Source organism: Aedoeadaptatus nemausensis (genome assembly GCF_903819165.1).
GTDB classification, from domain to species: Bacteria; Bacillota; Clostridia; order Tissierellales; family Peptoniphilaceae; genus Aedoeadaptatus; species Aedoeadaptatus nemausensis.
In genome coordinates this window covers 135,205-155,402 of sequence record NZ_CAIJCS010000019.1, presented here as the reverse complement: position 1 = coordinate 155,402, position 20,198 = coordinate 135,205, and the positions used below count along the sequence as shown (strand labels likewise).

At 46.9% G+C, this 20,198-nt stretch carries 35 protein-coding genes; 33 read left to right on the top strand and 2 right to left on the bottom strand.

The features are described from left to right. Positions 1-37: 37 nt before the first annotated feature. From PEPTYR26121_RS05400 to PEPTYR26121_RS05295, 22 genes are all read left to right on the top strand, one after another. Positions 38-244 carry a hypothetical protein gene (locus PEPTYR26121_RS05400; RefSeq protein WP_180500029.1) on the top strand — a complete coding sequence of 69 codons (207 nt, stop codon included), beginning with the start codon at positions 38-40 and terminating at the stop codon, positions 242-244. A 34-nt stretch (positions 245-278) separates the two neighbouring features. After that, positions 279-449 carry a hypothetical protein gene (locus PEPTYR26121_RS05395; protein WP_180500027.1) on the top strand — a complete coding sequence of 57 codons (171 nt, stop codon included), beginning with the start codon at positions 279-281 and terminating at the stop codon, positions 447-449. A 171-nt stretch (positions 450-620) separates the two neighbouring features. Continuing rightward, positions 621-848 carry an excisionase family DNA-binding protein gene (locus PEPTYR26121_RS05390; RefSeq protein WP_180500025.1) on the top strand — a complete coding sequence of 76 codons (228 nt, stop codon included), beginning with the start codon at positions 621-623 and terminating at the stop codon, positions 846-848. Beyond that, positions 845-1,060 (top strand): hypothetical protein, encoded by a 216-nt coding sequence (locus tag PEPTYR26121_RS05385; RefSeq protein WP_180500024.1) that lies wholly within the window; start codon positions 845-847, stop codon positions 1,058-1,060. The genes PEPTYR26121_RS05390 and PEPTYR26121_RS05385 overlap by 4 nt, the downstream gene beginning before the upstream one ends. A 24-nt stretch (positions 1,061-1,084) precedes the next feature. Next, a complete protein-coding gene (locus tag PEPTYR26121_RS05380) occupies positions 1,085-1,321 on the top strand; it encodes a hypothetical protein (protein ID WP_180500009.1) in 237 nt (78 codons plus the stop codon). Then, positions 1,302-1,907: an HNH endonuclease family protein gene (locus PEPTYR26121_RS05375; RefSeq protein ID WP_180500007.1), complete on the top strand. Its 606-nt coding sequence runs from the start codon at positions 1,302-1,304 to the stop codon at positions 1,905-1,907. Before PEPTYR26121_RS05380 ends, PEPTYR26121_RS05375 begins: the two co-directional genes overlap by 20 nt. 43 nt (positions 1,908-1,950) lie before the next feature. Continuing rightward, positions 1,951-2,142 (top strand): hypothetical protein, encoded by a 192-nt coding sequence (locus PEPTYR26121_RS05370; RefSeq protein ID WP_180500005.1) that lies wholly within the window; start codon positions 1,951-1,953, stop codon positions 2,140-2,142. Then, positions 2,142-2,609, top strand: a complete 468-nt coding sequence (locus PEPTYR26121_RS05365; protein ID WP_180500003.1) for a siphovirus Gp157 family protein — start codon at positions 2,142-2,144, stop codon at positions 2,607-2,609. Before PEPTYR26121_RS05370 ends, PEPTYR26121_RS05365 begins: the two co-directional genes overlap by 1 nt. An 11-nt stretch (positions 2,610-2,620) precedes the next feature. Next, complete coding sequence (locus PEPTYR26121_RS05360) at positions 2,621-2,806, top strand: hypothetical protein (RefSeq protein ID WP_180500001.1); 186 nt, start codon at positions 2,621-2,623, stop codon at positions 2,804-2,806. Continuing rightward, complete coding sequence (locus PEPTYR26121_RS05355; protein ID WP_180499999.1) at positions 2,790-3,476, top strand: AAA family ATPase; 687 nt, start codon at positions 2,790-2,792, stop codon at positions 3,474-3,476. The genes PEPTYR26121_RS05360 and PEPTYR26121_RS05355 overlap by 17 nt, the downstream gene beginning before the upstream one ends. Continuing rightward, positions 3,442-4,767: a DEAD/DEAH box helicase gene (locus PEPTYR26121_RS05350; RefSeq protein WP_180499997.1), complete on the top strand. Its 1,326-nt coding sequence runs from the start codon at positions 3,442-3,444 to the stop codon at positions 4,765-4,767. Before PEPTYR26121_RS05355 ends, PEPTYR26121_RS05350 begins: the two co-directional genes overlap by 35 nt. A gap of 12 nt (positions 4,768-4,779) precedes the next feature. Beyond that, positions 4,780-5,259, top strand: coding sequence for a DUF669 domain-containing protein (locus tag PEPTYR26121_RS05345; protein ID WP_180499995.1), 480 nt, complete (start codon positions 4,780-4,782; stop codon positions 5,257-5,259). A 62-nt stretch (positions 5,260-5,321) separates the two neighbouring features. After that, a complete protein-coding gene (locus PEPTYR26121_RS05340) occupies positions 5,322-7,523 on the top strand; it encodes a phage/plasmid primase, P4 family (RefSeq protein ID WP_218956325.1) in 2,202 nt (733 codons plus the stop codon). Positions 7,524-7,743: 220 nt separating this feature from the next. After that, positions 7,744-8,097, top strand: coding sequence for a VRR-NUC domain-containing protein (locus PEPTYR26121_RS05335; RefSeq protein WP_180499992.1), 354 nt, complete (start codon positions 7,744-7,746; stop codon positions 8,095-8,097). Next, a complete protein-coding gene (locus PEPTYR26121_RS05330) occupies positions 8,064-8,219 on the top strand; it encodes a hypothetical protein (protein ID WP_180499990.1) in 156 nt (51 codons plus the stop codon). The genes PEPTYR26121_RS05335 and PEPTYR26121_RS05330 overlap by 34 nt, the downstream gene beginning before the upstream one ends. Further along, on the top strand, positions 8,216-8,383 hold the full coding sequence (locus tag PEPTYR26121_RS05325; protein ID WP_180499988.1) for a hypothetical protein: 168 nt from the start codon (positions 8,216-8,218) through the stop codon (positions 8,381-8,383). Before PEPTYR26121_RS05330 ends, PEPTYR26121_RS05325 begins: the two co-directional genes overlap by 4 nt. Before the next feature lie 5 nt (positions 8,384-8,388). After that, on the top strand, positions 8,389-8,679 hold the full coding sequence (locus PEPTYR26121_RS05320; protein ID WP_180499986.1) for a DUF3310 domain-containing protein: 291 nt from the start codon (positions 8,389-8,391) through the stop codon (positions 8,677-8,679). Continuing rightward, positions 8,676-9,119 carry a hypothetical protein gene (locus tag PEPTYR26121_RS05315; protein WP_180499984.1) on the top strand — a complete coding sequence of 148 codons (444 nt, stop codon included), beginning with the start codon at positions 8,676-8,678 and terminating at the stop codon, positions 9,117-9,119. Before PEPTYR26121_RS05320 ends, PEPTYR26121_RS05315 begins: the two co-directional genes overlap by 4 nt. Continuing rightward, on the top strand, positions 9,112-9,459 hold the full coding sequence (locus PEPTYR26121_RS05310) for a hypothetical protein (RefSeq protein WP_180499982.1): 348 nt from the start codon (positions 9,112-9,114) through the stop codon (positions 9,457-9,459). Before PEPTYR26121_RS05315 ends, PEPTYR26121_RS05310 begins: the two co-directional genes overlap by 8 nt. 247 nt (positions 9,460-9,706) lie before the next feature. Beyond that, a complete protein-coding gene (locus tag PEPTYR26121_RS05305) occupies positions 9,707-9,901 on the top strand; it encodes a hypothetical protein (RefSeq protein ID WP_180499980.1) in 195 nt (64 codons plus the stop codon). 51 nt (positions 9,902-9,952) lie between these two features. Next, positions 9,953-10,150 carry a hypothetical protein gene (locus PEPTYR26121_RS05300; protein WP_180499978.1) on the top strand — a complete coding sequence of 66 codons (198 nt, stop codon included), beginning with the start codon at positions 9,953-9,955 and terminating at the stop codon, positions 10,148-10,150. Continuing rightward, a complete protein-coding gene (locus PEPTYR26121_RS05295) occupies positions 10,137-10,550 on the top strand; it encodes an RNA polymerase sigma factor sigma-70 region 4 domain-containing protein (RefSeq protein WP_180499976.1) in 414 nt (137 codons plus the stop codon). The genes PEPTYR26121_RS05300 and PEPTYR26121_RS05295 overlap by 14 nt, the downstream gene beginning before the upstream one ends. Before the next feature lie 117 nt (positions 10,551-10,667). On the opposite strand, the gene PEPTYR26121_RS05290 is transcribed toward PEPTYR26121_RS05295, so the two are convergent. Together PEPTYR26121_RS05290 and PEPTYR26121_RS05285 are read right to left on the bottom strand one after the other, a co-directional pair. Continuing rightward, on the bottom strand, positions 10,668-11,051 hold the full coding sequence (locus PEPTYR26121_RS05290) for a type II toxin-antitoxin system HicB family antitoxin (protein ID WP_180499975.1): 384 nt from the start codon (positions 11,049-11,051) through the stop codon (positions 10,668-10,670). A gap of 27 nt (positions 11,052-11,078) precedes the next feature. Next, positions 11,079-11,255, bottom strand: coding sequence for a type II toxin-antitoxin system HicA family toxin (locus PEPTYR26121_RS05285; RefSeq protein WP_180499973.1), 177 nt, complete (start codon positions 11,253-11,255; stop codon positions 11,079-11,081). 459 nt (positions 11,256-11,714) lie between these two features. On the opposite strand from PEPTYR26121_RS05285, the gene PEPTYR26121_RS09270 reads away from it, so the two are divergent. From PEPTYR26121_RS09270 to PEPTYR26121_RS05230, 11 genes are all read left to right on the top strand, one after another. Then, a complete protein-coding gene (locus tag PEPTYR26121_RS09270; RefSeq protein WP_180499971.1) occupies positions 11,715-12,065 on the top strand; it encodes an HNH endonuclease in 351 nt (116 codons plus the stop codon). Between the two features lie 367 nt (positions 12,066-12,432). Beyond that, positions 12,433-12,804, top strand: a complete 372-nt coding sequence (locus PEPTYR26121_RS05275) for a P27 family phage terminase small subunit (protein WP_218956323.1) — start codon at positions 12,433-12,435, stop codon at positions 12,802-12,804. Then, positions 12,801-14,438: a terminase TerL endonuclease subunit gene (locus tag PEPTYR26121_RS05270; RefSeq protein ID WP_218956322.1), complete on the top strand. Its 1,638-nt coding sequence runs from the start codon at positions 12,801-12,803 to the stop codon at positions 14,436-14,438. The genes PEPTYR26121_RS05275 and PEPTYR26121_RS05270 overlap by 4 nt, the downstream gene beginning before the upstream one ends. Before the next feature lie 6 nt (positions 14,439-14,444). Next, positions 14,445-15,632 carry a phage portal protein gene (locus PEPTYR26121_RS05265; protein ID WP_180499969.1) on the top strand — a complete coding sequence of 396 codons (1,188 nt, stop codon included), beginning with the start codon at positions 14,445-14,447 and terminating at the stop codon, positions 15,630-15,632. Continuing rightward, positions 15,607-16,374: a head maturation protease, ClpP-related gene (locus tag PEPTYR26121_RS05260; protein WP_180499967.1), complete on the top strand. Its 768-nt coding sequence runs from the start codon at positions 15,607-15,609 to the stop codon at positions 16,372-16,374. The genes PEPTYR26121_RS05265 and PEPTYR26121_RS05260 overlap by 26 nt, the downstream gene beginning before the upstream one ends. Before the next feature lie 3 nt (positions 16,375-16,377). Then, complete coding sequence (locus tag PEPTYR26121_RS05255) at positions 16,378-17,607, top strand: phage major capsid protein (RefSeq protein ID WP_180499966.1); 1,230 nt, start codon at positions 16,378-16,380, stop codon at positions 17,605-17,607. Between the two features lie 14 nt (positions 17,608-17,621). Continuing rightward, positions 17,622-17,894, top strand: a complete 273-nt coding sequence (locus tag PEPTYR26121_RS05250; protein WP_180499964.1) for a head-tail connector protein — start codon at positions 17,622-17,624, stop codon at positions 17,892-17,894. After that, on the top strand, positions 17,884-18,252 hold the full coding sequence (locus tag PEPTYR26121_RS05245; protein WP_180499962.1) for a phage head closure protein: 369 nt from the start codon (positions 17,884-17,886) through the stop codon (positions 18,250-18,252). Before PEPTYR26121_RS05250 ends, PEPTYR26121_RS05245 begins: the two co-directional genes overlap by 11 nt. Beyond that, positions 18,233-18,643 carry an HK97 gp10 family phage protein gene (locus PEPTYR26121_RS05240; protein ID WP_180499960.1) on the top strand — a complete coding sequence of 137 codons (411 nt, stop codon included), beginning with the start codon at positions 18,233-18,235 and terminating at the stop codon, positions 18,641-18,643. Before PEPTYR26121_RS05245 ends, PEPTYR26121_RS05240 begins: the two co-directional genes overlap by 20 nt. Next, positions 18,640-19,104 (top strand): phage tail terminator family protein, encoded by a 465-nt coding sequence (locus PEPTYR26121_RS05235; protein WP_180499959.1) that lies wholly within the window; start codon positions 18,640-18,642, stop codon positions 19,102-19,104. Before PEPTYR26121_RS05240 ends, PEPTYR26121_RS05235 begins: the two co-directional genes overlap by 4 nt. 10 nt (positions 19,105-19,114) lie before the next feature. Further along, positions 19,115-20,197: a phage tail sheath subtilisin-like domain-containing protein gene (locus PEPTYR26121_RS05230; RefSeq protein WP_218956321.1), complete on the top strand. Its 1,083-nt coding sequence runs from the start codon at positions 19,115-19,117 to the stop codon at positions 20,195-20,197. Position 20,198: the final 1 nt, after the last annotated feature.

Below are 20,198 nucleotides of genomic sequence, written 5' to 3'. Positions count from 1 at the left end.
TAGTTGAGGATACTCAATAAAATGAGGAGGTGAAACGATGATTAATAGCAATGCTTTAAAATCTGTATTGATTAAAAGCGGTCATAATATTGAATGGCTAGCTGATCAGTTGGGCTATACGCCTGCTAATATGTACAAAAAGTTGAGTGGAGAGACAAGGATTACATTAAATGAGGTTGTACAGATGCGAGATATCCTAAATTTAAGCGATGAGCAAACGAAAGAAATTTTTTTTGCGGCATAAGTTGCGGATAATCAACATATAAAGGAGGTACCCGATGGAAGAAATGCTTAACGAATTAAGAGAAATAAAAAAGCTGCTCCGTATCATTGCTCAAAATACGGAGCCGCTCGCTGATAAGTCGTTATTAGTTGACAGGGAGAAGTTTATGGATGCTCTTTATGAGTCTCTTGCTGAAGCGCGTCGTGATAGTTCTTCAGCATTATAAGGCATGCATCCGCCGCAGTTTCCCCAATGAGGTTCATGAGACCGATAGCTGAATCATCTTTTGGGTTCTGATGCGTAATTTCTTTTATAGTTTGATCGTAAATTTTTTGAAAATCGATAGTCATTATTTCACCTCCTTCCGAGGTGATTATAGCAAATAAGGAGGCGTGATATGGAAGATTTAAGAATCGATGAGAAACTGGACCAAATCATCGAGATGATAAAAACTCCGAAAGAGGTTTTTAGGCCGAAGGAAGCGGCGGAGTATCTGTGTATCGGTTATGACACGCTACAACAGCTCGCAAGGATCGGCGAGATCAGGTTTGCGTTAAATGGGAGCGTGAGGCTTTTTAAAAAAGAATGGCTCGACGAGTGGCTAGAGAAAGGAGGAACGAGATGAAAAGACCGTATACAAAAATGTACATGGAAAGAAAGTACCGGGAGCGTCGGCAGGTGGCGATCGCCGTGATCATCGGGCTGACGGTTATTCTCACGATGCTGTTTTGCCCGATTGGCGATGCGACGGCGGAAAATGTATGCGTTACGCAGTTAGATAAAAAAGCAAATTGGGCGGTGCAGTATAGCAAAGATCGGGGAGAATACCCGTTTTAACTTTACATTGAAAAAGGAGAGATTATGAATTTATTGAAATTACAAGACATTCTAGGCGAGAGCATTGAAAAGATCACAAATGAAAATTTGGACGAATCAAGAAAGGTCGAGGAGATACGAAATGCGCAAAACATATCCATTGTGGCAAAGCAAATGATATCGAATGCAAACATTATCTTTAGGAGCGAGAAAGCCATTAGCGAAGGTAAATTTTTACCAAAAACTATGGAGTTGATCGGATATGAGGAAAAACAAAAATAATCTTTTTGTAAAAAAATATACGCCTGAAATGGATGATTTTTTGAGAGAGAACATATCCAAAATGTCTTATAAAAAATTAACTTCCGCTCTAAACATGGAGTTTGGAACTGATTTTACGGAACAAGGCGTTACGACTAGGTGCAGTAAGGTGCTTGGAATTAAGCGCGGAGTGAATAACGGTAGCTTTACAACAGAACGTGTTCGTCGAAATTTGTGTCTACCCATTGGTACAGAAAGAGTGAAAAATGGCGTCGTAGTCGTAAAGGTAAGCAATGATTACTCAAACGACGGAACGACGAAAGTGCGTGATAACTGGAAATTAAAATCGCACGTACTTTACGAGCGTTACTATCGACCGCTCAAAAAGAACGAAATTGTACTCCATCTCGACGGGAATAATTTTAATTTTGAAAAGGAAAATTTATATGCCGTCGAACGTAGCGTTCACTTGAATATGAGGAAATCTCATTTTTTCGGTGCTTCGGAGATTACAAAAGTAGGTGCGCTTTATTGGCAACACCACGAAGCAATAAAACGGCTGGAAAACAAAAAAATCCCGCGACGGCGTCAACCATCGCAGGATTAAGAAAAAATATCTGACTAGATTATATCACAAAAGGAGTCATGAAATGAGAACTTTGCAAGAACAATTAAAATTAAAAGATCTTACTGAAAGGATAGCACGCAATGCAGAAAATATCGAATACTCGGTGCAAGCGATTGAGAGAGGAAAACAGGCGGAAGAAGATCTCCCGAAACTTATAAAGCGACAAGAAAATATGATTGAAGAATTGAAAAATTTTATGGAGGTCGAAGCATAATGAAACTTTATGATATCGCAGAAATTTACGAGAATTTGGAAAATGTCGATGATGACGTGGCTGTTGCGACGGCCATGGATGCCGTAGATGCGGCATTGGAAGAGAAGTTGGAATCGACGGCAAAGGTGATCCGCAATCTGGAAGCGGAGGCGGACGGGCTGGAAGCCGAGGAAAAGCGGCTCAAGGCGCGGAAGATGGCGGTGAAGAATCGCATCGCGGATATTAAGGGCTATGTGCAAAGGAATCTGGAAGCCATAGGCAAGGATAGGGTTTCGTCGGGGATCTTTAAGTGGAGCATCCAGGCCAATGCGCCGAGCGTGAATATTCTCGACGAGAGCCTGATTCCCGACGACTATTGGAAGATTGAACGCAAGCCTATGAAGACGGAAATCAAAAAGGCCATCGAAAACGGCGTGATTACGGAAGGCGCGGAGATTATCCGCGAGAAATCCATTAGGTTGAGATAAGGGGGAAGGACATGAGAAGAAGTGACGATCCGTCGACGGCGGAATTATTAAGTATGAGGCTAGAGGATTTGCGGCGTTACAACGATCAAATTGAGTTGGGCGAGGACGCTAAGAAGCGCAAGCCCGCTCTTTTAGAAGAGATCGGCGAGTTGTTTGATCAATTTTGGGAGGAGGAATTCCATGGCGCTAAACATTAAATCGGCCAAAGACTTCGGTGAGATTAAGGGGACTTACCTTATTTACGGGCCTCCGGGCATGGGCAAGACGACGACCATCAAGTATTTGCCCGGCAAGACTTTACTACTGGATGTGGATCGCACGTCTCACGTACTTAAAGGATCGGAAAATATCGACGTAATTGAGATCGACAATGTCCACACGTGGGATTCGTGGACGGAAACGCTTACGGAACTGGGCAAGATGGATTTATCGGCTTACGACACTATCGCAGTTGACAATGTCTCCGAGCTCGAGCGGTGCTTTTTGGCGGATTTAGGTCGCCAAGGGAAGAATCGAGGCGTGCCGGCTATGGGCGATTATCAGTATATGCAATTTAAGATGGTGGACAGTCTCCGCTATTTAAAGCAACTGGGCAAGCGAGTCATATGGACGGCGTGGGAGACCACCGATGAGTATGTGGATGCCTCCGGACAAAAGTGGAATCGAACCTATCCGCAATTAAACGGCAAGATTTTAAACAATGTCCTCGGGCTTTGCGATGTGGTTGGAAAGATGATGATCTCTAAAGAGAGTGAGCGGGGTTTTGTCCTCGAGGCGTCCAACTCCACCTATGCAAAAAATCAACTCGATGACCGAAAGGGGGCCAAACAGAATGAACTTGTACCCCTACCAACAAAAAATAGTTGAGGAAGTCCGGGGAGCGTACCGGCAGGGGCTAAAGGCGCCATGCGTCGTGTCCCCGTGCGGAAGCGGAAAGAGTGTAGTGATTGCCCACATCGCTAAGCAGGCGACGGACAAGGGGAATAGAGTTTTGTTTTTAGTCCACAGGAAAGAGTTAAAAGATCAGATCACCGCCACCTTTAAACGCTCGGAGGTGGACATGGATCTCGCTACGGTGGGCATGGTGCAAACTATTGTGCGTCGACTGGATAAAACGCCGCCCCCGGCATTGATTATCACCGACGAAAATCACCATGCGCTCGCCACGACTTACCGAAAGATTTATGACTTTTACGAGGATGTGCCTCGGCTCGGCTTTACGGCGACGCCGATACGGCTCAATGGAGCAGGGCTCGGGGAAGTGAACGACAAGTTGGTCATGGGGCCGAGTGTGGAGTGGCTGATTAAAAATCATTATCTGAGCCCGTATAGGTATTTTGCTCCGCCGAGCATGGATTTAAGTCACCTCAAAAAGCGGAGCGGCGAGTTTACGAGCAAGTCTATCGACGATGCCTTTAAACAAAACGCACGTATCATTTACGGCGACGCCGTTAAACAGTACGAGCGATTGGCCGACGGTGAGCAAGCGATCTGCTACTGCCACAGCGTGGAGGCGAGCATGGAAGCTATGTCGGCGTTTAAGGAATCGGGAATCCCGGCGGCGCACATCGACGCCAAGACGCCGAAAGCGGAGCGGGACGAGATCATCGCCGATTTTAGGGATCAAAAGATCCGCGTACTTTGCAATGTAGATTTAATCGGCGAGGGCTTTGACGTGCCGGACTGCTCCACGGTGATTATGCTACGGCCGACGGCATCCCTCTCCCTCTTTATCCAACAATCCATGCGGGGGATGCGGTATCGGCCCGGCAAGATCAGCAAGATCATCGACCACGTCGGCAATGTGGAGCGGCACGGCTTCCCGGACACGGAGAGGGCGTGGAGCCTTAAAGGCGAGGTCAAAACGCAGGAGGGCGGGGGAAGTCCGCAGGTTAAAATGTGCAAAAACTGTTTTGCGACGGTGCCTGCAGGGACGGCGGAGTGCCCCTATTGCGGTGCGGGATTTGAACCCGAGGCCAAGCCTATGAAAGTAGTGGATGCGGATCTCGAGGAGATCCGGAACACGTTTAATTTTACGGTCAGTTACAAGGAGCCCAAGGACTGCACCTCGATGGCGGAGCTCTACGCTCTCGCCAAAGAAAGAGGCTATAAGCGGGGTTGGGCGTATTATCAAGGTAAACATTTAGGTTTTATTTAGGAGGATTTTATTATGGCTTTTACAGTAGATTACGATGCGGCAAAACAAGGGTTTAGTTTAATTGAGCCCGGCGATTATGAGTGTGTGATTATGGAGGTCGTGCCCGTGACGGCGAAATCAGGGACGCAGGGCTTTAAGTTTACGATCAAATTAAGAGACGACGTGGCGCAGGAATCGGCAGGCCGTGATTTTGAGCAGACTATGTGGACTAAAAAGGACACGGGACAACTACCTAACGGCATGCTCAACGCTATGGCCAAGGCCATCGGGCTCCCCAACGGTAAGCAGTACGGATCCGCCCTCGAATTGTTTGGGGACATGGTGTTTAAGCCGTTTTTAGGGGAGCTCATTATCGAGGAGCAGGAGTACGGTGATGATAAAAAGATCTGGAAGTCCAATCGGATCGTAAAATGGCACGAGACGAAATTCCCGAATCTCAATATGTTAAAGCCGGGTTATACCGCCGTCGACAATAACGACGTGCCGTTTTAATTATGTACGAGCGGATACCTGAGGAGTTAAAACTTAATAAAAATTGGTGTCTTTATAGGCTCGTGCAGGGGCCTGAGGATAAAAAGCCGCGGAAGATCCCGATCAATGCGTACACGGGAAATCCCGCTAAAAGTAACGATAGCAGCACATGGGCCGACTACGAGACGGCCCTTGACGCTGTCACTAAGTTTGTTTGCGATGGCCTCGGCTACTTTTTTGAGCCGCCTTATTTTGGCGTAGACATCGACGATATCGAGGACGCCATCGAACAGTATCGAGACGGAGAGACGGATAATATCGTCTCGGAATTTGTCCACAGCTTAGAGAGTTACACGGAGCTTTCCGCGTCGGGGAAGGGCATCCACATCATCTGTAAGGGCGAGCTCCCGGCAGGGGGACGACGCAAGGATAATGTAGAAATGTACCAAAACGGCCGCTATTTTATCATGACGGGCAACGCCTGCTCTCCCTATGAGGAGATTAGCGAGGGCACGACGGCGATTAAGCACTTGCACGCCAAGTATATCGAGCAGGACAGCAGTGCCGCTCCCTCGCTTACTGTGGACGAGATCATCGAGCGTGCCATGGCGAGCAAAAGAGGCGATGCTTTCCGCCTGCTTTATAACGGCAATTGGGAGGGGCTTTACAGCTCTCAATCCGATGCGGATATGGCGTTTTGCAATATGCTTGCTTTTTGGTGTGCCGGAGATCTGTCCACGATGGATAGCGTTTTCCGCCGCTCCGGGCTGATGCGCGATAAATGGGATCGCAAGACGGGCGCCACGACTTACGGTGTGATGACGCTCAGCAAGGCGATCCGGGATTGCAAGAGTTTTTATGACCCGCAGGCCTCGACGGGGGAATACCGGATCCATATTTTGGATCAGGAGCAGGCGCCGAAGGAGTTATTAAGTTTTGACGATACCGGAAACGGTGCACGATTTGAGAGAGAGTATAAGGATGCGGCGAGGTACAGTTATGTCAACCGCGGTTGGTATTATTACAACGGCCGCAAATGGGTTTACGACAATATCGGCAATATCGTCAAAATGGCGGATGCCGTGATCGACAAGATGCGCTCGGAATATGGCCTAGTGGTAGACGAGGAGCAGGAAAAGGCGCTGAGCAAGCATATTAAATCGACCCGAAGCAACAAGGGCAAGACCAATATGCTCAAAGAGGCGCAACACCTTTTGCCCGTCTTGCCCCAAGAATTTGATGCCCACAGAGAGTATTTTAACTGCCACAACGGCTATATCGACCTAAAAGACGGCTCGTTAAAGGGCCACCGCTCGGATTTGTTTTTTGCTAAAGAGTCACGGGTGGACTATACGGATAAGATCGACTGTCCGCAGTGGATGCGCTTTTTAGATCAGATCTTCGACGGCGATCAGGAGCTGATCCGCTATATTCAAAAGGCCATCGGGTACAGCCTCACGGGTTCCACGGCGGAGCAGTGTATGTTTATCCTCCACGGCAACGGGCGGAATGGTAAGAGTGTTTTTCTCGACCTCATCAACGAGATTATGGGGGATTACGCCTGCAATATTCAGCCACAGTCGATCATGGTTAAGGGCGCCTTTGGTGGCAATCAGGCTAACAGTGACATCGCCCGTTTACAGGGTGCGCGGTTTGTGACAACGACGGAACCTAACGAGGGGATGCGCTTTGACGAGGGGCTAATTAAGCAGCTCACGGGCGGAGACAAGATCACGGCGCGGTTTTTATACGCCAACGAATTTGAGTTTATGCCGGAGTTTAAGATCTGGATCGCCTCCAATCACAAGCCCATCGTAAGGGGAAGGGACGACGGCATCTGGCGACGGATGATTTTGATTCCCTTCTCCGTGCAAATTCCCGAGGACAAGGTGGACAAGTATCTCAAATATAAACTCCGCCGCGAGCTCCCCGGCATCCTCCATTGGGCGGTGCAGGGTGCGCTTATGTGGCAGAGAGAGGGGCTTAAAACGCCGAAGATAATCGCAGACGCCACGAAAGAGTATCGAAGCGAGATGGACGTTGTCTCGACGTTTATCACGGAGTGCCTCGAGGTTACCTGGAATCGTTACGACGAGATTCGGAGCAAGCAACTTTACCAAATTTACAAGGCGTGGGCCGAGGACAACGAGCAATATATTATGAGCTCGACTAAATTTGGGAGAGAGTTCGGGGGCAAGTTTGAGAAGGTGCGCAATAGCGTCGGGCAATATGTTTACCAAGGGATAAAAGTTAACGGCGTGAACAGCTTTACGGTCGATTATTAGTTCATTCTGAACAGTTTCGAATGGTTTGGGGCGTTTTCTATAAACTCCCTCTATAACTTTTACGGTAATAGAGACTTTACTATATTTACTTTAAACTATTCAGAACTATTCAGAAGTATTGTAAATACTAAGTTTATAAACTGAATGGTTCTGAACGGTTTACAAAAAAATTGTAAAAAAAAGAGGGTAAATATAAAATATATTGTATATTGAGGTGAAAATGGGACAGAATCCTGAGACAAAATTGCAAAATGACATACGTTTGGCCTTGTCGAAGTCGTGTATTATCTTTCGGGCGAACGTCGGAGAATTTTACACGAAATACGGCGGTTATATCTCGACGGGATTGCCGGACGGTTTCCCGGATCTGTTTGGATTTAGAAAGCGGGACGGGAAAATGGTGTTTATCGAGGTCAAAATGCCGAAGGGCGTAGTGCAGGACAATCAGAAACACTTTATGGAGGTTATGGACGGTTACGATGTGCTCCATGGGGTTGCAAGAAGTGTGGAAGATGCGGAGAGAATAGTGGAGGGGGAAGGATGGGACTTAAAGAGGAAACCGTCACTCAGTTAAAAAAGACCATAAGAGATTTAGACTACGAAGAGTCGGAGTATGAGTGGGGAAGTGAAGAATACGAATTTTTAATGGATGTTGTGTGTGAAATTGAAGATGCTATTTGGGGAGTTGAAAGATGAAATTTAACAAGTCAACTTATTATATTATTAAAAATTGTTTAAATTTAGTTAAATGGGAAGCTGATTGTTATGATAAAAATTCTAAACAATATAAATGGTTATTAGATATTATTGTATTTTTAGATTTAAAATTAGAAGAATTAATATATGAAGATGAGGTGTAGAGACAATGACAGAATTTAATACGCCGAGCCACTATGTACTAGCCGATGGATCCGACAGTATGGACGTTTTAGAAAAAATACTAGGACCGGAAGAATTTAAAGGTTTTCTTCGGGGAAACGCTTTAAAATATTTGATCCGTTATAAATTAAAAGGCGGCGTGGATGATTTATTTAAGGCAATGGACTACATTGAGCGACTAATAAATCTGGAAGAAGAATCGGAGGACGAAGTATACGAGAGTGTTTTGATGAGAGCAGCTAGGGTAATTGGAGAGGCGTTCGGAGGCGAAAAATGAAATTAAGTGAATATTATGAAATGGTACGGGAAACACAAGGCGTAAATTGGGATTTTACGTATACCACGGAAAAAACTAAAATAGCGGGTTGGTATAGTGCGACTTTAAAAGGCACGGTTTTATCAGATAACGGCATGACTTGCGAGGTGACGATCGACACGGAGAGGGTGCATAGGAGCGATGAGCGAGACAAAATAATCAATGGTTTTATTGAACTGATGAATACGCCGCCTGAGGAATGGTGCAAGCCGAAGCGTTATATTTTTCCATTGCCGGGACTTACCACGACAGACGGGGAGCAACAGTATTTAACGCAAGAAGGAAAACATTGGTTTGCGTGTAGGCGGAATAAGGATTTGCGGCAAACGTGGAAAGAGGAGCATATTAAGTGGATCCCCGAGGAGTACCGGCATTTAAAGGTGGAGGTAAGGGATGTTTAATATATATGCAAGGAGGGAGCAATACAAGGGCTTTGATATTGTTGTAAAGTTGCTTAAGCTTTTTAACGATCCGATCGCGACGGGCTGCTGGTATTGCGGCTATGTACGTATCCCGGTAGACCATAAATTTTATTGCATGGACTACGGAGAGATCGAGCGGTCTGTAAGTGTGCACGGCGGTATAACGTTCTTTGGCGGTTTACAGGGGCTCGACGGCTTTTATATAGGTTTCGACTGTGGACATGGCGGAGATACGCCACAGGTGCAAGATGAGGAGTATACGCTTAAAGAGTGTATGCGTTTAGTGGATCAATTGATTGAGGTGGGAGATGCGATTTAAAATCGGGGACGTAGTTTCTGTTCGGAGTGACATAGATATGTTTCGTTGGGTCGACGGTGTTTATATATTTAAAGCAATGCGGAGACAGCGCGGAAAAATTGGACGTATTATAGGTGCCGTGGACGAAGGAGACTATGGATTTTATAAAATAGACGGTTCCGGGTTTTGGTGGCCCGGTGCGATGTTAAACGAGGTGGAAGAAAACACTAGAGGATGAGTTGAACTTAGAATTTTCGTGGAGGAAGTAATGATCGACATTTTAAATACGTTAATTTTGATTCTTTTGTTGTTTGATGGTTTTTTATTGCTTGTTTTTGGACTTAAAAAATTATCGCTGTTAAAAAAGCAAAAGGATCTATTGCGGGAGATTGAAAGGGAGAAGGTGAGGTTGAGTCGTGCGGTATCCGATAGGGAAGAGGAAGATGATGCGGAAGGACGATGATCTTTTTGGACAAGCCGATGGCTTAATGATGTCTAATCCGGAGGTGATGTAATGGATGTAGATGTGGCGATCTCAGTGCTTAAACTTATCGTTAATGCCGTGATGAGTGTATTTGTCCTTAAATGGACTTACTATTTATGCAAAAATGCAAAAGCTGAAAATGAGGTTTTGGAGAATATAAAGTGTCAGCAAAAAGAGAGGATAAAGCGACTTAAACGGTTTAGGAATGATTTTTATGACGAAGGATGAGTTAAAGAATATCCCCTATCTCGACGGTCTGATCAACAGCAAGATCAGGCAGTTGGATCAACTGAAGCGGTATCGCGGGCGGTTGCCTACATACAAGGGGCAGGAAGCCGTGCAGTCGGGGAGTGTGGGGGATCCGACGGCGAGTATTGCGCTTAAGATTGTGCGTCTCGACGATGAGATCGCTCATGACATTGAGCGGCTTGTGGATTTAAAGGCGGAGGCGCAGGTTTTGTTTGCCCGTTTGGATGATGACCTTAAGTATCGTTCGGTGATGGAGTTACGTTATTTGGAGTGCATGAGTTGGCGCGAGGTGGCGCAGTCGTTGCATTTTAGCTATAAGCACGTGTTTAAGTTGCACGGCGAGGCGTTGCGTCGACTATATGATGTGGATACCAAATGATACCTCGACCCGTGCTATTATGGTATCAGTGAGAGGCTGTCCGATAGGGCGGCCTTTTTTGGTGATGATGGACATACAAAAAGCGTGACTATTGCAAGCCGCGCTTTTCTCCGCTGTTTATTCGGCAAGGGAAAGTTTTTTTACAAGGGCATCTTGTAAAGTCTTTGAAAAGTTGATTCCTTCTTGTTCCGCTTTTTTGTTCATCCACGACGGAATGGTCAGGGTTTTTTTAACGGATTGATTTTCGGGATTAAGGTTGACATCGCTGGACATTATCACGACAAAGCTCGTTTCGTCTGATGGTATTTTATGAGGACCGGAAGAGGCCGGAAGTGTTTCACCGTCGGCAAGGATGCTGTAGATGTGACAGGACATGGCGCCTTCAGCGTCGTCGTAGAGTTCTTCCAAGGTGTCACCCCAAGCGTTACAGCCTTCGAGGTCAGGAAACTCTGCCCAATAGCCGTCTTCTTCGTGGACAATCATAGGATAATAAAACAACATAGGTATACCTCCTTTGAGGTGGTGGGGCTATTTTAGCCCACACCGTTCAATAATTTTTCTTGCTAGGTTTGGATTAATTTCTCTACTGTGGACGGCTAAGGTTTCACGCTTTCCGTCTTTAAATAAGTGATGGTGGCTTCCTTTGATTCGTCTTAATTCCCAACCATTTTTTAAAAATAATTTCAACAGTTCTTTGTCCTTCATCCTTACCTCCTATGATAATTATATACGTATATACGTATAAAGTCAAGAGCGTTTTGCTAGTTTTTTTATAATACTAATGTTTTTTGGTGGCGTCGTGTTTACGCTTGTGTCCGCTATATCTATATATGGTGTCTACACGACGAGGGGCGCGGTACACAGTGGTTTTTTTGACGCGCGGGGAGGGTTTATTACTGTGTTACATATTAAGTTAAGTATTCGCAAGTTGGGCGGTAGGATGGAGCGGCCGTGGCTTATTGTGCGGGAGCATGGTGCGTATGAGCAGCACGCGCATATGCACACGCGACGAGATGCGGAGTCGGTGCGTCGGCTCATTGACTGTGGACGATACCCCCACTGCAGGGAGTACAAGGTGGCGATGCAACGGCTTTTATCGGAGGAGGAGTTTAAGGCGTTGGATAAAAAGCAACGGTACTTTAATCCCCAGAGGGGTCCCCGGTGATGTCCCCCATACCCCACGATGGCCGTGTGCTCGATGCGCATGATCCGCTCGTCGGGTATGTGCGAGAGGGTCGAGCGGATCGGTTCTATAAGTCGATGGACTGGCAACGCAAGCGTATGGAGATTATTGCGCGGGACAACTACGAGTGTCAACGGTGTAAGGAGCAGGGGCGTGTCGGTCCGGGTGAGATGGTGCATCACGTTGTGCATCTTAAGGACGAGCCAACGCTTGGGTTATGCGACGACAATCTCGTCACGCTTTGCAACAGGTGTCACGCAGAGGTGCACGAGGATGAGATGAGTGGCAACTATGCAAGGCACAACAATGTTTTAAGTGACGAGCGATGGTAATAGCTACGGGTAAATAATTGACCTGCTTTTTTGTTTTTTTAAAGGATATCGCCCGGTAGCTAATTGCACCCCCAGTAAAATAATTTGTATGTTGAATACAATATACGACCGCCGCCCTACTTTTCAAAAGAGATTTTTGCTCTCATCGCATGAGGTGCGGTGTGGTCCTGACCTGAGTACGTCGTTAAACTGCTTTTTTTTGATTGAGAGAGATTTACGACCCCTTATGACTACATGTTTTCTCCTTTCGTGACTTTTTTCTTTTACATGGTAACCTCCTCTCTCTCAATCATGTGGAAGCGAGATAGTCTTTCAGCGGGTGCAAGTCCCGCCGTTTCCAATCTCAAAATATCGGAGGTGATAAGTAGTGGACGAAATCGATATGCAGGGACAACTACAAGCGGCGCGAGAAAAGCGATACAAGTCCCGCAAGCGTAAACGCAATGTGATTAAGAAGGGGCTACTATCTCAACTCGACGAGTTGGGCATCTCCGGAAAACACTTTGAAGACTTGGTCGAGGACTATATGTCTTTGTGGGACACAAAAAACGAGCTCATTTTTGATATCGAAGATAAAGGCGTCTCCGTCTTTTATCAAAACGGCGCCAATCAATGGGGCTATAAGAAAAATGACTCCGTGGCGGAGTTAAACCGAGTCAATGCTCAAATGCTAAAGATCATCGCAAGCCTCCACCTCCAACCTGAGGCAAAAGAGGACGACGGTGACTTTACGCTATGACGCACAAGTACATCGAGGATTACATGGCGGCTATCGAAAGCGGAAAGGTTGTCGCCGGGAAACGAATAAAAAAGGCGATGCAGTATGTAAAGCGTATTTTAGATGACCCCAATATCTACGTGGACGACGAGAAAACGGAACGAGCAAAAGAGATCATCGAAAAGTGGTTTGATATGACGCTCTTCCCGTGGCAGCTCTTTATTCTCGCCTGTGTCCACACTTATTACAGAGACTCGGGCAATATCGTCTTTAAAAAGTTTTTTATTGAGATGGGACGGGGGAACGGTAAGAACGGTTTTATCTCCGGGCTGACCTTTTACCTCACGAGTGGCGCTCATGGTGTACGCAATTACAATGTGGACATCGTCGCTAACAGCGAGGAGCAAGCCTTTGTAAGCTTTAACGATATTTACGACATGCTCGACGGAAACTGGTCCCATATGAAAAAGGGATATAGCAAGACGAAGCTGAAAATTCTGTCGAAAGGAACTAACTCCTATGTAAAAGCCAATACGAGCAACTCATCTACAAAAGATGGAAAGCGTTCCGGGTGCCTGATCTTCGACGAGGTGCACGAATACGAGACCTACGACCTAATCAAAGTCTTTACTTCGGGCTTTGGGAAAGTTAAGCACTCGCGGGAATTTTACATCACCACCAACGGCTATGTCCGGGGCGGTGTACTGGACGACGAATTAAAACTCGTCGATGTGATCCTCGCCGGGGAAGGCGACGATCTTCGCACCCTTCCCCTCGTCTACGAAATAGACGAGGAGAGCGACGCAAACGATGAGAGAAATTGGGAAAAGGCGAACCCGTCCTATCCCTATCTCCCGAATCTGCAAGACGAAATGAAGCTCCACTGGGCGAAAGCGAAATACATGCCGTCGCAGGCCATCGAGTTTTATACAAAGCGGTTAAATCATCCGAAACAAGACAACATGGCCCTCGTGGCATCGTGGGATAAGATCCTAAAAACGAATCAGCCGATACCCTATGAGAAATTAGAGGGAGCGGACTGTATCGGAGGACTGGACTACGCCGAGGTACGGGACTTTTGCTCATGCGGGATCCTTTTTAGGCTCGACGGAAAATATTATTGGCACGAGCACACCTTTGTCAATCAACAGGCCTTAAAAATAGAGTCTCGCCGAATCAAGTTTCCGGTGGAGGAAATGGTGGAACGTGGTTTAATCACGATTATCCACGACGCATCCATCCGCGCCGATACCATCGCCGATTGGTTTGAGGAACAGGTCAATAAATACAATCTCAAGACGGTGGTTATGGACAGTTACCGGGCAAAATACTTGCAAGACGAGTTTACGGAGAGAGGAATCCCCTTTGACACCATACGCAAAGGGCCCATCACCCACAATCAACTGCATCCGATTATCGAATCGGGCTTTGCGGAGGAAAAATTTATTTTCGGGGACAACCCGACCATGCGATGGTACACGAACAATGTGTACCTCGAGAAAGACAAAAAGGGAAATGTGACCTACTTAAAACAAGAGCCGCAGACGAGGAAGACTGACGGCTTTTTTGCTTTTTTGCACGCTTTAAGTCAATACGATCAATTGGACGATGCCGCGCCGGGAACTTTACCGCTCCCCGGCGTTTTTAATTTTTAGGAGGTGATGACCATAGCGATTATAGATTTTTTTAGGAGCTTTTTTGGCGAGGACGAAAAATACATCCCGTTGGATGCCATCGCCCTCCATTCGGAGACGACTGACGCCTTTAAAGAACTTGCAAAAGAGGCGTCCATCGCCTTAATCTCCAAGGCCTTTAGCCTCGCCGAATTTAGGACCTATCAAAAAGGCAAGGAGATCAAGCAAAAAGATTACTATCTGTTTAATATCGAGCCCAACCTCAACACGCCCGCCGCAAGTTTTTGGGAATCGGTGGTGCGTAAATTGCTCGAGCGGTCGGAATGTTTGATCCTCGTACAAAACGGCAGTTTATATCTTGCCGATGACTACACAAAGCACCCTTATGTTTTTAAAGCGAACGAATACACAGGCGTATGTATTGACGACTACGTGCTGACCGACGTTTGGTTTGAGGACAAGGTGCTTTTTTTAGATTACCCCTCAACTGTGGACGCTGATCGACGGATCGCGGGAATGTACAGCGAGTTTAGTAAGCTGATCAACTCGTCGGCCAACGGCTACCTCGGCTCAAAAGTCCGGAAAGGAAAACTGAAAATTCCGACGAACTGGATGAAGACGGAGCAGGGGCAAAAAGACCTGAACGCTTACGTCAACAGTCAGATGGCTGACTTTATGAATCCCGATGTGTCGAGTGTGCTCCCTCTCACCTCCGACATGGACTACGAGGAACTCGGAAGCGCAGGTCGATCGTCGAGTAACGGCGAATCGTCGAGAGAAACAAAGAACTACGTTAACGACGTCTTTGACTTTATCGCTATCGCATACGGAATCCCGCCGTCGCTCTTAAAGGGCGACGTCATCGATACAAAAGAGGCTTACAGCAACTTTATTACTTTTTGTTTAAACCCCATCGCAAAACTCGTACAGGACGAAATCAATCGGAAAATGTTCGGGCGCAACGAATACGTCGGAAAATCTTACTTAAAGATCGACACGAGCAATATTAAGAGCAAAGACCTACGAGATGTGGCCAACAGTATCGACTTACTCATGCGTAACGGCGCCTTTACGATTAACGACGCCATCAAAGCCGTGGGCTACGAGCCTATCAGCGACGACATCGGCGAAAAACGCTTTATGACGAAGAACTATGACTTAGTAGAAAACTTTGAAAGAGGTGAAAACATTGAATCTGGTAAGGCTGACGAATGACAAGCGAGCGGACGTCTATCTTTACGACGAGATTGTAAGTAGCGAATCTAGCTTTGGTTATGAGACCGTAAGTTTAGAAATCGCAAACTTACCCGAATCCGTCGAGGAGATCGTCGTCCACATCAACAGTTACGGCGGTGAGGTCAAAGAGGGCATCGCAATCTACAACGCCCTGAAAGATCGAAACGCAAAAGTGACGACTATCGCCGAGGGCTTTGCGTGCAGTATCGCAAGCGTGATCTTTTGTGCCGGAGACGATCGCATCGTAAGCGACCTCTCCATGCTCATGATCCACAATGCGTGGACTGTGGCTATCGGCGATGCCGACGAATTGACGCAGGCCGCCGAAGGCGTGCGGAAAATCAGCGAGACGACGAAACAAGCGTATCGGAGCGTGTGCAATTTAAGTGACGACGACTTAAAAGCGATGCTCGACGCCGAAACATGGCTCACGCCTGAGGAATCCCTCGAGTGTGGATTTGCAACGGCGATCAAAGAGACAAAAACAACGGCAGAAACGGCCTATCAATCCGTACAACAACGGATGCAAGCCTTAATTTTTAAAGGCCTTGCATCGGAAGACGATGCAAATACCGAAATCTTAAATAAGCTCGATTACATTGTCGGCCTTTTAGAAGACGACGACGAGGAAGACGACGAACCCGAGACCGACGATCCCAATGCGGCGATCAACGAGAGACTCAAAAGACAACACATGATGGAATTTTTAAAAGGAGTGTAGAAAATGACCTTAAGTTTAGACGTGAAAAATCAAACATTGGAAGATGCAAGAGCAAAAATGTCCGCCGCCATCGACAACGGAAACAGCGAAGAATTTACCTCCGCATTTTTGGAAATGGCGAAGGAAATGCAAGCGGATATTTTGGAAGACGCAAAGAGAGAACTGCGTTATGACCAATTAGACGCCCAAGCCTTAACCGCTCGAGGCGTGCGCCAATTGACCTCGGAAGAAAAAGAATTTTATAAGGGTACCATCGAGGCCATGCGCTCGACCAATCCTCAACAAGCATTAAAAGACCTTAAAGTGGTCTTACCCGAGACCGTCATCGACGCCGTCTTTGACGACCTGAAGAAAAATCATGAATTACTGTCCGTCATCGACTTTAAAAACACAACGGCGATCACTAAAATCATCGTCAATATGCACCACGAACAACTGGCGACATGGGACGAGCTAAACACTCCCATCGTTACGGAAATCATGTCCGGCTTTAAGGTCTTTGACGTAAGCCTTAAAAAGCTAACCGCCTTTATTCCCGTCTCCAAAGACATGCTCGATCTCGGTCCCGTATGGCTCGATCGCTATGTCCGCGAAATCTTAGGCGAAGCCCTCGCTCTCGGCCTAGAAGAAGGCATTTTGAACGGCGACGGTAATAAGACGCCTATCGGTATGATCCGCCAAGTAGGCGACGACGTATCCGTAACCGGTGGAAAATATCCCGAAAAGAAAGCCGTAAAAGTCGAAACTCTCGATGTGGAAACCTACGGCAACATCCTCTCCGGCATTGCTAAATACAGCAAAGGCAAAGATAGCGACGGTAAAGAGGTCTTTGGCTACCGCGTGATCTCCGAGGTCATTATGGTTGTCAACCCCGCGGACTACTTTACAAAAGTATTCCCGGCGACCACCATCAAGGGCTTAGACGGCACCTACAGAAAAGACGTCCTCCCCTTCCCGACCCGCGTCATCCAATCGGAACGCATGGCGGCAGGTAAAGCAGTCATTGGTGTGGCCAACGGCTACTTTATGGGCGTGGGTACTGCAAAGTCCGGAAAAATCGAATACTCTGACGATTACAAATTTTTAGAAGATCAACGTATCTACATCACTAAACTTTATGGCAACGGCATGCCCAAAGATAACAACGCTTTTGTGGTCGCCGACATCAGTGGCTTAAAACCGACTTACCCCAAAGTTGAAGTGGTGGGCAAAGAAGCAACTCCCGCTCAATAAAAGAGGTGTGATCGATGTTAGATAAAGTAAAAGAGACGCTGCGTATCACTTGGGACAGTGACGATGCTTATTTGGCGTCGATCATCGCCCGAGGCGAGCAATATTTAAAAGATTTAACAGGTACTGAGCCGGACTTCGCACAAGAAGGTCTGGCTCAAAATCTTTTATTGGACTACTGCCGATATGAGTACAATCAGGCCACGGAATACTTTGAGGACAACTACCACAAAGAGATCTTAAGACTCCAACTCTCCGAGGCACTACGAGGTAAAGATCATGCTCGATAAAAAGGGCACTATGGCCAATGTCAATCGCAACTACCGCCATAAGATCAGGATTGTGGACTATCGCTCGGTTAAAAATGAGCTCTTACAACAGGAGCAAAAACTTGTCGATGTGGAAGTGCTCTTCGCAGATATCAAGCCCATCCGTGGACGAGAGCTGACGGAGTCACAGATCTTAGTGTCGGAGCACGTTTACCGCGTGACCACATACTACCGCCCGAGCATCACCCCGGACATGTTTATTCTTTGGGGTGATCGAACGCTGAGGATCGAGTCGATCCTCGATGTATCGGGCCGAGAGATGCACATGGAGATCATGGCGAGAGAGGTGGAGAGGCCCATTGGCAGGGATCAAGTTTAAAAATCTGGACGAGTACATCCAAGCCATGGCCAAGACCGGCAAAAACGCCGATAAAAAGATCCGCAAGTTTTTAAATAAGCAAGGCCGAGATTTTATCGAGGAGGCAAAAGGCAATACGCCTTATCGGGCCGGCGGGAAACGCCATATAAGAGACAGCTATGTATCAAAACAAATCAAATATATGGATAAAGGATATTCCAAGCCCATTACCAACAAGGCACCCCATCATCACCTCGTAAACAACGGTCACCGTTTGGTAACAAAAAGCGGAAAAGTTATCGGCTACGTACCGGGACAACGGTACATCGAGCGGACGACGGAAAGCCACCGCCCGAAATTTGAGGCGGAGACCGAGGCTTGGCTCAATGAGTTATACAAGGACCTATTATGACAAAAAACAAATATACCCCACGTGTCGACAAGTCTCAGCACGTGGGGCTTTTTGATATCACCCTCGGCGTGGACAAAGTACTGGATGAACACTTTCCGGAGATTCCAATCCACGCGGGAGAGGTTGAGGAAGGCATGACGCTCCCGGCGTTTTACGTCGACGTCATCCCCACCGCTTTTAGACACCAAAGCGAATATTGCAAAGAGATGGTTGTACAGGTGAGCATCAAATATCTAACGGCGAGCAAAAAGCGGCTGGAACTTATCCACATGAGCGACGAGATCGCCCGAGCCTTTGACCTCGTCGTACTGGTAAGAGACCGCTACCTGCAACTTTTTGACATCAATAGCAAGATCGACGAGGAGGGCACTCTCTCCTTTGATTTTGAACTGCGTTTTGTAACGTTTATGGACCGCAAAGAGACCGCGGAAATTATGCGCTACCTAGAGATCACACAATAAGGAGGACAACATGGCAACAAGCGTACGTATGGGCTCTCCGTCTATCGAGATCGTCTTTAAAGAGCTCGGCATCGCCGCCATTACTCGAGGCGATCAAGGCATCGTCGCCTTGATTTTACGAGATGCGGCAAAAATCGAGCCTTTGAAACTGAGAAACGTGACGGAAATCCCGAAAGAATTATCCGACTACAACAAAGACCAAATCGCAAAGGCGTTTATGGGCTATCAAACAACGCCTCGCTTTATCTACGTCTATGTACAACCTGCCGAGGCAAAAGACTACACCGACGCGCTGAACTACCTGCGGAGCGTGCCCTTTGATTGGCTCGCCATCCCCGGCATCGCAAAAGCCGACACGGAAGCGATCGTCACATGGATTAAGCAAATGAGAGATCAAGAAAAAAAGAGAGTAAAGGCGGTACTCCCCAACACAAAGGCGGACTACGAAGGCATCGTCAACTTTACCTCCACAGACATTAAAGTGGGCGATAAAAAATACAACACCGCAGACTACTGCGCACGGATCGCAGGTTTAATCGCGGGAACGCCCCTGAGAATCGGATGCTCCTTCGCTCCGCTCCCCGAAGTCGACGACGTACTGACACCTCCGAGAGACAAACGAGATGAAGCTGTGGATAACGGCGAATTTATCATCTTTAACGACGGCGAAAAAGTAAAGGTAAATCGTGCGGTCAACTCTTTTACCACCATGGTCGCCGAAAAGCTCGAATCCTTTAAAAAGATCAAAATCGTGGAGGCCATGGATCTGATCTTTAGCGACATTAAAAAGACCGCGGAAGATCACTACCTCGGTAAATACCCCAACACTTACAACAATAAATGTTTGCTCATCACTGCAATCCAAGCCTATTTTGAGTCCCTCGAAATGGATCAAATCGTGGCTCTCGGATCGACCAACGTGTCCCTTGACCTTGCAAAACAGATCAATCACTTAAGACGCAAAGGCGTAGACGTAGACAAGATGAGCGTTAGAGACCTTAAAAATGCGGACACGGGATCTCACGTATACCTGCTCGCAAAAACAAAGATTTTAGATGCTATCGAGGATATCCACCTCGATATTGTCATTTAAG

Excerpts from the sequence above, each read along its gene's own strand:
- PEPTYR26121_RS05400 (WP_180500029.1), top strand. The coding sequence starts at position 38 with ATGATTAATAGCAATGCTTTAAAATCTGTATTGATTAAAAGCGGTCAT.
- PEPTYR26121_RS05395 (WP_180500027.1), top strand. The coding sequence starts at position 279 with ATGGAAGAAATGCTTAACGAATTAAGAGAAATAAAAAAGCTGCTCCGT.
- PEPTYR26121_RS05390 (WP_180500025.1), top strand. The coding sequence starts at position 621 with ATGGAAGATTTAAGAATCGATGAGAAACTGGACCAAATCATCGAGATG.
- PEPTYR26121_RS05385 (WP_180500024.1), top strand. The coding sequence starts at position 845 with ATGAAAAGACCGTATACAAAAATGTACATGGAAAGAAAGTACCGGGAG.
- PEPTYR26121_RS05380 (WP_180500009.1), top strand. The coding sequence starts at position 1,085 with ATGAATTTATTGAAATTACAAGACATTCTAGGCGAGAGCATTGAAAAG.
- PEPTYR26121_RS05375 (WP_180500007.1), top strand. The coding sequence starts at position 1,302 with ATGAGGAAAAACAAAAATAATCTTTTTGTAAAAAAATATACGCCTGAA.
- PEPTYR26121_RS05370 (WP_180500005.1), top strand. The coding sequence starts at position 1,951 with ATGAGAACTTTGCAAGAACAATTAAAATTAAAAGATCTTACTGAAAGG.
- PEPTYR26121_RS05365 (WP_180500003.1), top strand. The coding sequence starts at position 2,142 with ATGAAACTTTATGATATCGCAGAAATTTACGAGAATTTGGAAAATGTC.
- PEPTYR26121_RS05360 (WP_180500001.1), top strand. The coding sequence starts at position 2,621 with ATGAGAAGAAGTGACGATCCGTCGACGGCGGAATTATTAAGTATGAGG.
- PEPTYR26121_RS05355 (WP_180499999.1), top strand. The coding sequence starts at position 2,790 with ATGGCGCTAAACATTAAATCGGCCAAAGACTTCGGTGAGATTAAGGGG.
- PEPTYR26121_RS05350 (WP_180499997.1), top strand. The coding sequence starts at position 3,442 with ATGAACTTGTACCCCTACCAACAAAAAATAGTTGAGGAAGTCCGGGGA.
- PEPTYR26121_RS05345 (WP_180499995.1), top strand. The coding sequence starts at position 4,780 with ATGGCTTTTACAGTAGATTACGATGCGGCAAAACAAGGGTTTAGTTTA.
- PEPTYR26121_RS05335 (WP_180499992.1), top strand. The coding sequence starts at position 7,744 with ATGGGACAGAATCCTGAGACAAAATTGCAAAATGACATACGTTTGGCC.
- PEPTYR26121_RS05330 (WP_180499990.1), top strand. The coding sequence starts at position 8,064 with ATGGGACTTAAAGAGGAAACCGTCACTCAGTTAAAAAAGACCATAAGA.
- PEPTYR26121_RS05325 (WP_180499988.1), top strand. The coding sequence starts at position 8,216 with ATGAAATTTAACAAGTCAACTTATTATATTATTAAAAATTGTTTAAAT.
- PEPTYR26121_RS05320 (WP_180499986.1), top strand. The coding sequence starts at position 8,389 with ATGACAGAATTTAATACGCCGAGCCACTATGTACTAGCCGATGGATCC.
- PEPTYR26121_RS05315 (WP_180499984.1), top strand. The coding sequence starts at position 8,676 with ATGAAATTAAGTGAATATTATGAAATGGTACGGGAAACACAAGGCGTA.
- PEPTYR26121_RS05310 (WP_180499982.1), top strand. The coding sequence starts at position 9,112 with ATGTTTAATATATATGCAAGGAGGGAGCAATACAAGGGCTTTGATATT.
- PEPTYR26121_RS05305 (WP_180499980.1), top strand. The coding sequence starts at position 9,707 with ATGATCGACATTTTAAATACGTTAATTTTGATTCTTTTGTTGTTTGAT.
- PEPTYR26121_RS05300 (WP_180499978.1), top strand. The coding sequence starts at position 9,953 with ATGGATGTAGATGTGGCGATCTCAGTGCTTAAACTTATCGTTAATGCC.
- PEPTYR26121_RS05295 (WP_180499976.1), top strand. The coding sequence starts at position 10,137 with ATGACGAAGGATGAGTTAAAGAATATCCCCTATCTCGACGGTCTGATC.
- PEPTYR26121_RS05290 (WP_180499975.1), bottom strand. The coding sequence starts at position 11,051 with ATGTTGTTTTATTATCCTATGATTGTCCACGAAGAAGACGGCTATTGG.
- PEPTYR26121_RS05285 (WP_180499973.1), bottom strand. The coding sequence starts at position 11,255 with ATGAAGGACAAAGAACTGTTGAAATTATTTTTAAAAAATGGTTGGGAA.
- PEPTYR26121_RS09270 (WP_180499971.1), top strand. The coding sequence starts at position 11,715 with ATGTCCCCCATACCCCACGATGGCCGTGTGCTCGATGCGCATGATCCG.
- PEPTYR26121_RS05270 (WP_218956322.1), top strand. The coding sequence starts at position 12,801 with ATGACGCACAAGTACATCGAGGATTACATGGCGGCTATCGAAAGCGGA.
- PEPTYR26121_RS05265 (WP_180499969.1), top strand. The coding sequence starts at position 14,445 with ATGACCATAGCGATTATAGATTTTTTTAGGAGCTTTTTTGGCGAGGAC.
- PEPTYR26121_RS05255 (WP_180499966.1), top strand. The coding sequence starts at position 16,378 with ATGACCTTAAGTTTAGACGTGAAAAATCAAACATTGGAAGATGCAAGA.
- PEPTYR26121_RS05250 (WP_180499964.1), top strand. The coding sequence starts at position 17,622 with ATGTTAGATAAAGTAAAAGAGACGCTGCGTATCACTTGGGACAGTGAC.
- PEPTYR26121_RS05245 (WP_180499962.1), top strand. The coding sequence starts at position 17,884 with ATGCTCGATAAAAAGGGCACTATGGCCAATGTCAATCGCAACTACCGC.
- PEPTYR26121_RS05235 (WP_180499959.1), top strand. The coding sequence starts at position 18,640 with ATGACAAAAAACAAATATACCCCACGTGTCGACAAGTCTCAGCACGTG.
- PEPTYR26121_RS05230 (WP_218956321.1), top strand. The coding sequence starts at position 19,115 with ATGGCAACAAGCGTACGTATGGGCTCTCCGTCTATCGAGATCGTCTTT.